We start from the raw sequence: 12,902 nt of genomic DNA on the forward strand, positions 1-12,902 counted from the left end.
TACTCGTTCCCACATGCCCCTTACAGGTCACTGGCATCTTTACTACATCGAACTTCAGAAATGTCTTAAACAGATCAGCAGCAGCGAAAAAAAGAAAAAGTTTCTTGAGGCACCATTGGAACAATGGGCATATTTTCTTGCAAAACCCCAGGATAATCAAAAACCCCTTGAGCCTGCACTTAAAGAAAACCAGGGAATTATGGAGGTATATGATATGCTTCAGACATTTACAAAGGAAGATTCATTGCGTGAGCAATACCGTCTCAGGGAGGAGTTTCTCAGGGCACAGAGAACCGAGGCATTGGAATATCAGAGAATGATCGAAAAATATCAAAATGCCTTGAAGGATAAAAAAGATGTACAAAAACAATGGGAGACGGAAAAAAAGGAACGAGAACGGGAGAGAAGGGAAAAAGAAACGGCTTTTAAACAAATGGAAGAATTCAAATACAACAGTATATTAAAATTGAAGCAACAGGAAATTTCGTTAGAAAAAATTGCAGATATACTGTCAATTCCCATAGAAGAAGTTCGGCTTCTTTCAAATAGATGATTGATAAGACAATAGCAAGTCCAGGATAAAATCAAAAGCATCAGAATGCTCCATTTACCATTGCCAGAATTAAATAATAACCTTACATGGCGGACACCCGCCACAATCTAATGAATGAAAGTCTTTATAATAACAGTAGAGACAAGACATGCCTCGTCTCTACCGATCCAAACACAATATATTGTGTTTGGGCAGTTTGTAAAAACACTAAAAAAAACAAGCGAATGGATCGTTGCAATATATACAACTTATTCATCTATAACATGAACATTCTTCATATCACGATATCCAGGTGGAGGCTCATATGTCCAGTCATTGGTCTGTATGATCTGTTCGCCATTTGTAAAATTGCGATCATATCCCATATCAATAAGATAACGCGCACCTGTCCCTGTATCTTCGTACTTATCCTCGCCCATAAGGGTGTTGTGTTCATGTTCCTGGATTACTGAGCGGGTTTTGTTGGTGTTGCTGACAATATCATTGTCAATGCGGTTAATCTCGCTTTGCACCTGGCGAAGTTTCTGCGAAATTTTCCTGTCCATTTCACGGATTTTCTCCTGGGTTGCCACAACACCTTTTGTGCATTTATCAAATCCAGCAGATGCATTTGCAAGCCAGGTGGAGTTCATACGAAATGAGGTAATGACAGCCTTCAGGACAGGGGCAAGCTCATCGGTTTTTTCTAAGGGAGCGCTTGCAGCAACCGTGAAATCAGGCATCCATATGGTGCTTGTATAGACGGTTACACTGGTGATAAGAGATGTCCACAGCTCTCCAAAACGGGTGTTGCCACGATCATATGCCACCTCAATGGACTCTGCAACTATCTGCGGAGGAATTTGATCTTCAGCATGAAAGGCTCTATTCCAGGCTGAGGCAAGAGAGGCAAGTGATTCTGTCTTACCCCACTGCACATTCTGAACATCTGAGCTTTGTGAAGGGAAAACAACCTGACGAACATACTGCGAAGGAGATAGCAACTGTGGCATCTGCACCATCCCGTTAAGAACCTGCCCTGCCGGTACATTGATAATTGATGTTCCGGGTGCAGAAGATGCGTACATCTCGGTTGGAAAATAGGTAATAGACGCCATAGTGACAGGATCGTAGATGGTAAAATAGAGTTTTTTCCCGCATCCATCCACAACTGTACGAATATTATTGGGAGATATCTTCATTATACCACCCTGAACCTGCCATCCTTCAGGAACCATCACTGTAAATGCATTCTCTGTGACATCCTGATATAGGCGATATTGATAAACAGGCGCCTTTGTTCCTTTTTGAGAGGGCGAATCACTATCCATAGAGGATGAAGAAGAGCTTCCAGAGGGTGGAAGAGTTCCTTCAAAGGAGGAACCACTACTGCCTCCGGACGATATGAAACTTCCTTGAGAAGACGAGAGATTCCCTCCGGATGATGACATGCCTCCACCAAGCGATAAAGCATTCCCTGCTTGACTGTTCATGGGAATGCGAAGTGCTCCGGAAGCATCAATTTTACCCTTCTCAACAATCACTTCCGTTTCATTATGTGTTGTTCCGGTTCCGGAAGAAATCGAAGCAAAAATCTCGCTTGAAGGTTTTGCAATCTGAAGGTACGTACCGGATGCATTAACCTGAAACCCAACAGGTTGACCATACTGATCCTGCACTGTTCCAGCGCCTGACAATGTGCCATCAAACTTGACCATAAAGGGAATTCCCAGCTTCAAGGGCAGATCAATGGAAACGTCAGCATTGAAATCCATAACCATACTGCCCAAATCCACCTTTGTTTGCAGTCTGCCTCTTATAAGTGCAGTATCAAGACCAGTAGAAGGTTCTTTGCTTATATCTTCAATACCAAGCTCAATCGTTCCACCTATGATATCAATAAGAGCGATTCTGGAGACAACCTCATTTCCTCGATATGACCATTTCTGGCCTCTTTTCAAATCTCCTTCCGGCCATAAAGCAGGAACAACAGGTGGAGAAAAAGCAGACACCTTATCCTCATCCCATATCTGATCACCACTGCTGCCATCAAACAACTCCGAGCCATATTGTGTATGCAAAACACGGAAAAGGCTTCCGGAGGGTATTATTTCCTGCTTCACCATCTGGCCGCTTTCAGGGTCAAGGGTGTTGAAGTCGGCAGTTCCCACATTTCTTGTTACTTCCTGAATCATTTTACCGTCGGTTTTCGTCACCTGATCTGTAAACTGAATTTTTTGAAAAACACGAAAAGGCGCCTGATATCCATTGGTGTAGCTTTCTGTTCCGTCCATACCCACAGAGCGTGTCACTTCCATACGCCAGCCTTTTTCAATTTCAGCTTTTTCCATGAGCTTGGCATCTGATGATGTCATTAAAAAAGCTGTCAGAAATACAAAAATAAAGCCTGTCACAGATAGTTGTCTCATTTTTACCTATTCCTTTGTCATTGTAATCCATACTTTTTCATTTTTCGCCAAAGCGTGCTTCTGTCCATCTTAAGGCTCGTGGCTGTTCTGCCACGGTGCCAGTCATGCTCTTCAAGAATTGCAAGGATTCTTTTTTTCTCATTATTGCCGATGTTCTTTCTAATCCCCTCAAGGGGAGTATTTTCAATCTCCCAATCACCATCAGTCCCATTTAATGTCTCCTTTTCATCATCATCTAAACACACTTTATGACGTTTGCCATGCCTTTGCTCCAGAAGATATATGGGCAGATGAAGGCTGTTGATCACATCTCCCTGACAGATTATCAATGCATGTTCAATGATGTTTTCAAGTTCTCTTATATTGCCGGGATAGGAGTAGTTAAGAAGAACCCTCATGGCTTCTTCGCAGATTTCAATGTGGGGTTTATCCATGGTGGCAGACAGTTTCCGTAAAATATGACGAATCAAAAGCGGTAGGTCAGCCTTTCTTTCAACAAGGGGAGGAAGGTCAATCCTCATGACATTAAGGCGATAATAGAGATCTTCCCTGAAAAGTTTTTTCTCCACAAGCTGCTCAAGTCCCCTGTTGGTGGCTGATATGATCCTGACATCCACCTTTTTGGTTTTTCTGCTACCAAGGGGATAAAACTCCATATCCTCAAGTACCCGCAAAAGCTTTGCCTGAAGCGACAGCGGCAGATCACCTATCTCATCCAGAAAAATGGTTCCTGTGTGGGCTTCACAGAATCTGCCGGGCTTATCCCTGTCAGCACCGGTAAAGGCGCCCTTGGCATATCCGAAGAACTCAGACTCAAGAAGATTTTCAGGAATTGCAGCACAGTTGATTTTGACAAAGGGCCTGTTGGCGCGGCGGCTTTCCGAATGTATAATCTTGGCAAGCAGATCTTTTCCGGTTCCTGTGGCGCCTTCTATTAAAATGGTTGCTTCAGTTCTGGCAACCACCCTGACAAGCTCAAATATCCTCTGCATCACAGGGGCTCTGCCAATCATGTGATGAAACGAGTACTTGTCGCTTATAACCTGATCAAGCTGATAGGCAAGGGTCATATCCTGAAGTGCCGCAAGCCCTCCGATTATTTTTCCATGATCATTAAGCAAGGGTATGTAGTCGGCATTTACAGGAATTTTTTCGCCCTCAGAGCTTGACAGCGTTCCCTTCAGGGCTGTGGCAGTGGTGCCGCTTTCAAGGGCAAAACGAAAGGTATTTTCGCTTTTTTCGCCATCGCCTGTTTCCCCGAATATTGTGGTATATTTGCGTCCAAGAAGTTTCATCCGGTTAAACCCTGAGATCTTTTCCGCAGCCCGATTGAAAAAAGTCATCAAGCCGCTGCGGTTCACTGTAAAGATTCCGATATTGAGGCTGTCAAGGATTATCTTGAGGCTCTGCTCCTCGTAGTGGATACGATTGAGAAGATCTGAGTATGGAGAGTGATCCTGCAGAATTGTCATGCAACCCCTGACAATTCCGTCATTGTCAAGAAGTGGTGCCCCTACCCTGGTTACTCTATGTTTTTCATTGGCCTCATCAAGAAATTCAATATCCATGTCCCGAATATCTGTCTCACCGTTCTCCTGAAAAGGGCAGACTGAAAAGCAGGGAATACCGCAAAAAATCTCCTGGCAATCCTGGTTTTCAATCTCATGAAGCCCAAGGCCTATCAGATTTACGGCACTGGCATTTACTTTCTGAACCCGCCTTTGAGAATCAATGAGCAATACTGCAATGTTTAAATGGTCAAGTATCTTCAGCCACTGGTGATAGCATGTTAAATCCATTGTTTTTATCCTCAAAATCGACATCTTATTGCTTTTTCAGAAGTTATTGCAGTTGTCTGAACCAGGATAACCAGGATGGATAGGATGCTCAGGATATATAATCCTGCCTTATCTTGTTAATCTTGAGAATCCTGATTCAGACAGTGTTGACAAGGCTTACAAGATCATAGGTGTCGACTTTGAGTTTTATCTCTCTGACGGCACGTTGTTAAATCAAATTCCTCCTTCGGAATTAAATCGGTAATTTCAGGCTGAAACAGCTTCCTTTTCCAGGTTCGGAAGAGACATCCACATACCCACCATGACGTTCCATAATTCCGAATATAATGGAGAGTCCAAGACCCACACCATAACCCTCATCCTTGGTTGTGAAAAACGGCTCAAATATTTTCTTCATGTTCTCTTTTTCAATCCCGTGACCGTTGTCAATAACCTGTATAACAACATATCTTCCACCTGACTTTTTAAACTCTCCACCTTCTGTTTCTTTAAATTCTCCACCTTCTGTTTCTTTAAATTCTCCACCTTTTGTTTCTTTAAATTCTCCACCTTTTGTTTCTGCAATTCTCTTCTTTTCTGAAACAAGCTTTTCTCCTGACTCACAAAATGCCCTTATTTCAAGCTTTCCTCTTTTTCCAACTGAATTGCGATTTTTTGTATCATAAGAGGTAATGGTATTATTTGAATCGTCTGGAGTATCTGAAAAAGTGTTTGAGGGTATGTATGACATGGCATCAATGGCATTGAAAATCAAATTTATCAGGCACTGTTGAAGCTGATTAAAGTCTCCCTTGATCATGGGAATATCCGGTGCGATTGAGCACAAAAAAGATATCTGTCCAAGCTCCATTTTGTGTTTGCTTAAAAGAATACATTTATTGATCATCTGCTCTATGGATACATCGGAAATAACAGGAGATGTTTTTCTGGAAAAGGTCAAAAGACTTGATACAATATCTGAAACCCTTGATGACTCTGACTCTATGAGGTCAAGATAGTGGATAAATTTTTGTATATATTCAGGCGTCAATGATTTTTGCCTTATAATTTTACCCATAAGTTTTGAATAGTTCAATATACCTGCAAGGGGATTATTTATTTCGTGAACCACGCTTGCCGATAAGCGCCCAAGTGAGATCAGCTTGTCCCTGTGGAGAAGTTTGGCCTGACTTATATTTTCCTGTTCAAGAAACAGGGTGTACTCCTTTAATTTTTTCCTTGAAGTATAGCGTTCCCTTGCCCGACTGAGTGCAAGTTGCAGATTATCTTCATGCAGAGGCTTTGTTATAAAATCAGAGGCATCAAGCTGCAGGGCTTTTATGGCAATATCAAGGTCGCCAAAAGCAGTAATGACAATGACTTCAATTGACTCAAATTCACTTTTAAGGGTTTCAAGTACTTCAAGCCCACCCATACCTGGCATTTTTATATCTGTAAGCACAATCTGGGGCTTTACCTTCCGGCAAAGCTCAATACCTGACAAGCCATCCCCTGCTGTATGAACTGAATAACCGGAGTCCTGAAGCACAATAAAGACAACTTCCCTGATATCCTCTTCATCATCAATAACAACAATTTTCCACTCTTCAGAGTTTTTCACATCTCTTCTCCGTAATGAAATTTACTGCAACGATAGACCATCGAGGGAGCAGAGGAGAACAACAGTGCCGGAAAATAATAGAATCTATCTCCTGGCCAGAACCCTGTAAATAACTGACTGCATCTCTCTTATATCAAAAGGTTTTTGAATATATGCCCGAATCCCTGTTTTTTTGAAATCAGACTCATTTTTAACCAAATCACCTGTCATCAATATAACAGGAATATCCTGGCGAACCTTAAGGATCTCTTCAGTTAGTTCTATACCGCTCATTTCCGGCATTGTATTATCAGTAATAACAAGATCAAAATCCTTAGGGTCAAGTTTAAAAATATCCAATGCCCCACGGCTTCCCTCGCAGGGGGTTACCCGATATCCCATACTCAGGAGGATTTCATTGCATACTTCCAGTATCATGGTTTCATCATCTATAAGCAGAACGTGTTCATTCCCTTTTTGAATGATCTCAAATTCAGAGTAAACAACAGTTTCAACATTTCCATCCTCTTTTTCAGTGACAGGAAAATAACAATGGAATGCAGCTCCCTGTCCTGGTTTACTGTCAACTGTGACAGAGCCATTGTGCCCACTCATGATGCCATGAACCACAGCCAGCCCCATTCCGCTTCCCTGTCCCACTGGTTTTGTAGAAAAAAATGGATCAAAAATATTATTAATAACTATTTCACTGATTCCAGGGCCGTTATCTTTTACAGTGATCCTGGCATATGTACCAGGTTTGAGTGCGGCAAGTTGAACATCTCCAGGTTGTTCTCCAGTGAAATCTGACACGATCTTCTTTTTTTCAAGAAGAACATCAATGGTGCCTCCCTTACTTGACAAAGCCTGTACAGAATTTGTTATAAGATTTGTCACGACCTGGTGAATCTGGGTTGAATCACCTGTCACCATAATCTGGCTGGTTTGAATGTCTGATTGGATGTCAGATTGAATGGCGGTTTGGGTGTCTGATGGAACGCCGGTTTGATTGTCTGATGGAATACCGATTTGATTGTTTGATGGAACGCCGGTTTGATTGTCTGATGGAATATCCCATCTGATATCAATATTGGAAGGGGTTAATTCACTCATCATTTTGACCACTTCGCTGATAATCGCACTGATACGAAACGGTTTATTCTCTTTTTCGGGTTTCCTGTAAAATGCCGTCATTTGCATTATCATTGATTTTGCACGGTTTGCAGCTTTCTGAACTTTATCAAGATAGTCAATTGTTTTTTGTTCAGTTTCCGAATCCATTGAATCTCTTATAAGCTCAGTATATCCCATAATCGCTGCCAGAATATTATTGAAATCGTGGGCAATACCACTTGCCAGAGTTCCAATGGCTTCCATTTTTTGGGTTTGCCGGAGTTGTTTTTCCAGAGACATTACCTCAGTTAAATCATGCACGATTGTAAGAAAGGACTCATGGTCATCAAAAAAAATCCGCTTTGAAAAAAGAACCGCCGGAAAAAGAGAAGCATCATGTTTTTTTAGATCAGTACGAAATCCCTCAACCTCTCCCCTGTTCATCAGTATTTTCATAAGCCCCTTTCGATCTTCAGGATTATGATATAGTAACGATGCATTAAGTTTTGTGAACTCATCGAAAGAGTATCCAAAAATTTTCTGTGCATTCAAATTGGCAAAAAAGACCTCACCAGCCTTGGTGCTGATTATCATGGGAACAGGAATGGTCTGTGAAATGACTTCAAACTGCTCTCGCATACGGTTCTCTGTCTTGCCGGAATGACGTGTCACGATCTTAAGAGCTGCTTCCAGTTTTTTTATTTTTTCTGAAGAGTCTCTATCTGTTTGTCTTTACTGTGCATGGAATTACTTTACCGTTAAAACGGCTCCCATTTTTATATTTTGGAGTGATTGATACTCAATCATACCCGCTTATTAGAAAGTCTCCGTAACCTGCTGATATACAACGACTTTCATGTTTAGTTGTGATGCGTCAGCAAACATGGGGGTTTTATATGAAAGTCTCAGTAAGTAGCTGTTTTTAAAACGACTTTCATCTCTTCGATTGTGGCGGCTATCCGCCATGTACGTTATTAAAAAGCCCCCGTCTTTTCAGGACTTTCAATACTTCGATTGTGATGGATATCCGCCATGGCTGTTATTCAAAAACAATATCCAGATTCTCCATCAGATCCCTGAATGTCGGAACAGTTTCCACCTGCCAGGTAACAGACTCACTGCACAGTATCCTCAGATGAAGCCCTTCCACGTCATCTGCTTCCATCACAAGGGAGACACAGATGGTTTTGATGCCAGAGCTGTTTAAAAAGGTCAGCGCCCTTAAATCCAAAAGCAGTTCCTTTGTAGCTCCCTCAGCCCAATCATTTACAAAAGTATCAAGAACTTTTTCAAAGAAGAGTTCCATCTTTTCATACTCTTCGGGCATGGCAGCAAGTTTACCAGAAATCACAAGGGTGCCCTTACCGTCGAAACTTACCTCGTAGGTGTTTCCCTGGATATTCATATAGCCCCTCCTTTTATGTCGTCCTTTTCCATAAGTGGTATCCTTGCCAGGGTTATTACAACAGCAGATTTATCAGGTTCTGTATTGATTTTCCAAGCAAGATTTACATGCTGCATTAGTATTCGGATAAATCCTAGTTGAGATCTGTTCTGTCCAAGCTTTTTAGCAGCCTTTGCCTCTCTCATTTTCCGCCTGAACAATGTCTTGATATCCCTGGTTGCAAGGATCAGACGGGCAGACTCTTCAAGAGCGGGTATCCTCGAAGGAGAGCATGTATTGATAAGATAGACCAGAAGTTCATCGTTTTTAAGACACAGCTCTATGGTGACAATATAATCATTATCCTGACAGCCATATTTTACCGCATTTTCTATCAGCTCCACACACACAGAGTGAAGCAGCGTCTTTATCCGCTCAGCTTTTTCAGAATCAACAAAAAGAGACCAGATATCCCCCATGAATTCGGCTGAACGATCCTTTGATTCCCACAGCTTTTTCTGATCAATGGATCTAGCCCTGAACCTAAGTGTACTTGACAGATCAAACAGGCTTGTGTGATCAGGATGAATAAAATTTCCGATAACAACAGAATTTTCTTCATACCTGCTTTCCGGGAGGCTATTTTCTTCACTCATACGCCCCTCCTTTCTCCTGACAATGAGCAACGTCATATCATCATCTCTTTTTTTATCGCACCAATCAAGGACATCAGACATGATCTTATCCTTCATGAGCCTTGATTCACAGCCAGGATCGTTTAAAGCATGTCTTTCGATAATGGAAACAAGCCCGTCAATATCCAGAAGTTCGTCCCTTTCATTCCGTGCCTCGGTGAGACCATCTGTGTAAAGCAACATGATATCCCCTTCTTCCATCTCAAAACAGGCGTTTTTTGTGGGTCTGGAAATATCTTTTTTAAAGTTAAGATAGATACCCTCTGTTGGAATCAATTCACATTGAGACAATTTCCGTCGATAAACAATGATTCTCAAATGGGCACCGGCATGTTCAAATTTTCCATAACCCAGGTACTTCAGGGCGTTGAATGTCATAAAATGGTTTTCGTTCAGGCGCTCATTTACATTGGCATACAGGATTTCATTGATTTTTACAACCATATCCCGAGCATCACTGTCAAAATTGGCACACACAGTTGAGTGAACCGTCTGGGCCATCATCATGATAAGACCCGGCGTTACACCGTGTCCGGAAACATCGCCTATGGCAATTCTGAGATTTTTCTCCCTGTCCAGGGCGATCTCATAAAAATCCCCACCAACCTGATCCGCCGGAAGCATGATTGCAGAGATATCAAAGTCCGGATGAATGTTGTCTATGGATGCCGGAGCCGGCAACAGACAGGTCTGGATATTTCTGGCAAGCGCCATCTCCTGACCAAGGGCGGCAGAACTTGAGACAGCAGAACTTAATCCCTCAATAAGGTCATTCACTCCGGCCACAAGATCCCGCCACCCGCCTTCAAAGGCTTCGGCATTGCCACGGACATCCATCTTTCCTGCTCCCACACTCAGGATCATACCCCTTGTTTCACTGATAATTTTATCAAGCCTCTGAATCATCCGGTTCAAGGCCTGCATCAGCCGATCATTTTCAGAGCGCTCCTGAACAGGGATTCCCATGTTACCGGCAGCAATATCCTCTGCAATCTGCGTCACATTCCTGGTGGCCTGTATCAGACGATTCAGGTAATCCCTTACCAGTGCAAATTCTCCTTTATAAAGATCCGTAATGGGGTCCGGCACATCTCCCCTTGATAGACGTCTTATATATTCTATAATTTTCCCGGTTGGCTCCTTGATGGAATAGGCTGTCATTCCCCCGAGAATGACAACAGGCAATACCCCAATGAAAATCATTAAATTTAGCATCATGGAGTTGTTTATGTGTGATTTCAGGGTATTTGTGGATTCCGTTGTCCTTCTGGAGATTTGTGTGTCCATCTTTTCCATCAAAAGAAGGATTGTCTCTTTTTCAAGGTCATTTTCTTCCAGCAGTCCGCCAAGCTTCTCAACAACATTATGGTTACTGGCAACAAGTGCCTTGTATTGGTTCAACTGATGGATAAGCTCTCTTCCATGTGCTGCAATATCAGGAGTTGCCGCCGTCAAGGTACGGAGTCTCATCTGAAGATCATCTGCCTGATCAAGCAAAGGGTGGGCTTTTTCTTCCATGGGGTGCTTGAAATGTTCCAGCCCGAGATTGACAAATGTAAGTTTCATGCGGATGAAAGATTCCCGCCATCCCCCAACCATACTGCTCAACTGTTCCAGATCCGACGTATTTTCCCCTTCTATCATCAATTCCACAAGTCGCCGGGCAATGATCTCATCAAGAGATATCAGGCTATCATCAAATCTTTTTTCCGTTTCCCTGAGCTCCTCCCTGACAAGATTCACATCCCCGCACTGGTCAAGAATATGAATAAGATGCTGTTTAAAGCGTCCAAGGGAGATACTCATCTCCTCATTGCCTGATTTTGCCAACAATGCATCTATTCCATTGAAAAGCCTTTTTCCTTCGGTGTCCAGAATTTCGCTTTTTTCATAAAATGTTCTTAATATCAGGTTCATATCTGAAAGAACACGGCTCAACTCCCTTGCCATGTTTGAATTTTCGATAATCCTGTGGGTTTCCGAAGCAAACCTTGTGGTTAAAACCTCTTCAATATGACGGAAGGAAAAGAATACCACCATTATCATAAAAACAAATGCCGCGCAGATCAGGGTGTTGATCAATAACAGTTTTCTGGTAACGGTCATGCTATCCTCTCATAAGGTACTTTGGCAGTGCTAAAAATGTTGATGAAATCTCCCTGAACTCATTTGCGCAGTAACTTGCGCAGTAACTAGGGATCATGCGCCCTACAAATTCAGGAGACCGCAGGTACTCTCTTCTGTTAATTATCGGTTCCTACAAGTTGCACACCTTTGAGCGCTTCTGAGGCTGGCCTGATACCCATGGATTTCATGACTTTGAGATTAAGGATTCGTTTGCCATATCTATTATGGGTTATTTCTATCTGTGAAACAGGCGTTCCCTGCATGGCGTTCAAAAGCATCTTTGCAGCTGTTGCTCCCTGCTCCTGACCAGTTTTGATCACAGCGCACAGGGTGCCAGATTCCACATGAAATAAATTGTTGGATATCAAGGGCTTGCCAAATGCTTCTGACACCATGGGAAGTACCTCACCGTCAGAATACAACCTTCCATTCTTATCCCGAATACTTTCCATAGTTTCGTAAAAAAGGGCATCACACCTGCCACGCAGTTTACTGACGGAAGAGAGGGCGTCATCAAGTGTTTTGGACATTATAAAGGCCACGGATTCAACAGGATAGGTATCATGCTCACGCTCATACTGCTTGAAAATAGCACTTGAAGAAGGGCTTTCTCTCATCATATAGATTATTCTTTTTATTGAGGGAATCAAAAGTTGTGCAAATGCGATGGAACTTCTGATATGAAGTCTTTCAAGAACACCACTTACATTTGATGCAGGATATCCATATTCATCCGGTTCAGCGTTTACACCACAAAACATTACAGGGGTTTTTACCTTTCCCCTTAAATACGGCACCACAAAAATGGACTGGGCATTATCATCTGTGGCAAGGACTCCGTCTGGTTGAATTTTCTGATAAACGTCAAATGCCTGTTTGGCTTTTTCGTATCCACCTTCAAGGTCTCTTTTTGTGTCCAGCCAGAAATATTCAAGGGTGCAGGCAGGAAGAAGGACGCTTTCGATCCCCTCCTTGATCTCCCGGGACCACGCATACTGGTCATCATAGCTCATAACCACAAACACTTTGAACGATTCTCCCAAAACCTGCCCTGGCATCAGGAAACAGAACAGAAGGCAGAGCAGCATGGTCACATGATATATTCTTTTTTTATGCAAAAGACCTCCTTTATGTCCGATGTTTAGTAATAGGGTTTTAATAACTTACCCATTAAGATATTTATAATATAATGAGACTGTTATATAGCACGCTCTGCTCAAAAGCAAAATGTGTGCCAATAATTT

General features: G+C 42.4%; 8 protein-coding genes. 2 read left to right on the top strand and 6 right to left on the bottom strand.

The features are described 5' to 3' along the window. Positions 1–553, top strand: a 553-nt coding sequence (locus MTBBW1_RS14260; protein WP_186441317.1) for a hypothetical protein, incomplete at its 5' end; no start/stop codon positions are given. Positions 554–801: 248 nt separating this feature from the next. Here the strand turns inward: MTBBW1_RS14260 and MTBBW1_RS14265 are convergent. The 4 genes from MTBBW1_RS14265 to MTBBW1_RS14280 all read right to left on the bottom strand — a co-directional run bounded on the left by MTBBW1_RS14265 (position 802) and on the right by MTBBW1_RS14280 (position 8,124). After that, positions 802–2,961: a hypothetical protein gene (locus tag MTBBW1_RS14265; protein ID WP_080804446.1), complete on the bottom strand. Its 2,160-nt coding sequence runs from the start codon at positions 2,959–2,961 to the stop codon at positions 802–804. 17 nt (positions 2,962–2,978) lie between these two features. Continuing rightward, the gene (locus MTBBW1_RS14270) at positions 2,979–4,760 is read right to left on the bottom strand and encodes a sigma 54-interacting transcriptional regulator (RefSeq protein ID WP_186441318.1); all 1,782 of its coding nucleotides are present in this window, start codon (positions 4,758–4,760) and stop codon (positions 2,979–2,981) included. Between the two features lie 232 nt (positions 4,761–4,992). Next, positions 4,993–6,360: a hybrid sensor histidine kinase/response regulator gene (locus MTBBW1_RS14275; protein ID WP_186441319.1), complete on the bottom strand. Its 1,368-nt coding sequence runs from the start codon at positions 6,358–6,360 to the stop codon at positions 4,993–4,995. 84 nt (positions 6,361–6,444) lie between these two features. Beyond that, positions 6,445–8,124, bottom strand: coding sequence for a hybrid sensor histidine kinase/response regulator (locus tag MTBBW1_RS14280; RefSeq protein ID WP_139786776.1), 1,680 nt, complete (start codon positions 8,122–8,124; stop codon positions 6,445–6,447). A 347-nt stretch (positions 8,125–8,471) separates the two neighbouring features. On the opposite strand from MTBBW1_RS14280, the gene MTBBW1_RS30370 reads away from it, so the two are divergent. Beyond that, complete coding sequence (locus MTBBW1_RS30370) at positions 8,472–8,591, top strand: YSIRK-type signal peptide-containing protein (RefSeq protein ID WP_222424065.1); 120 nt, start codon at positions 8,472–8,474, stop codon at positions 8,589–8,591. A gap of 262 nt (positions 8,592–8,853) precedes the next feature. On the opposite strand, the gene MTBBW1_RS14290 is transcribed toward MTBBW1_RS30370, so the two are convergent. Continuing rightward, entirely contained in the window at positions 8,854–11,637 is a 2,784-nt protein-coding gene (locus tag MTBBW1_RS14290; RefSeq protein WP_080804451.1) for a SpoIIE family protein phosphatase, read from the bottom strand. Positions 11,638–11,774: 137 nt separating this feature from the next. Next, the gene (locus MTBBW1_RS14295) at positions 11,775–12,776 is read right to left on the bottom strand and encodes an ABC transporter substrate-binding protein (RefSeq protein WP_080804452.1); all 1,002 of its coding nucleotides are present in this window, start codon (positions 12,774–12,776) and stop codon (positions 11,775–11,777) included. Between the last annotated feature and the right edge of the window lie 126 nt (positions 12,777–12,902).

This window comes from Desulfamplus magnetovallimortis (genome assembly GCF_900170035.1).
GTDB classification, from domain to species: Bacteria; Desulfobacterota; Desulfobacteria; order Desulfobacterales; family Desulfobacteraceae; genus Desulfamplus; species Desulfamplus magnetovallimortis.

What these genes read in the sequence shown, in the direction of transcription:
- MTBBW1_RS30370 (WP_222424065.1), top strand. Translation starts at nt 8,472, where the DNA reads ATGGATATCCGCCATGGCTGTTATTCAAAAACAATATCCAGATTCTCC.
- MTBBW1_RS14265 (WP_080804446.1), bottom strand. Translation starts at nt 2,961, where the DNA reads ATGAGACAACTATCTGTGACAGGCTTTATTTTTGTATTTCTGACAGCT.
- MTBBW1_RS14290 (WP_080804451.1), bottom strand. Translation starts at nt 11,637, where the DNA reads ATGACCGTTACCAGAAAACTGTTATTGATCAACACCCTGATCTGCGCG.
- MTBBW1_RS14270 (WP_186441318.1), bottom strand. Translation starts at nt 4,760, where the DNA reads ATGGATTTAACATGCTATCACCAGTGGCTGAAGATACTTGACCATTTA.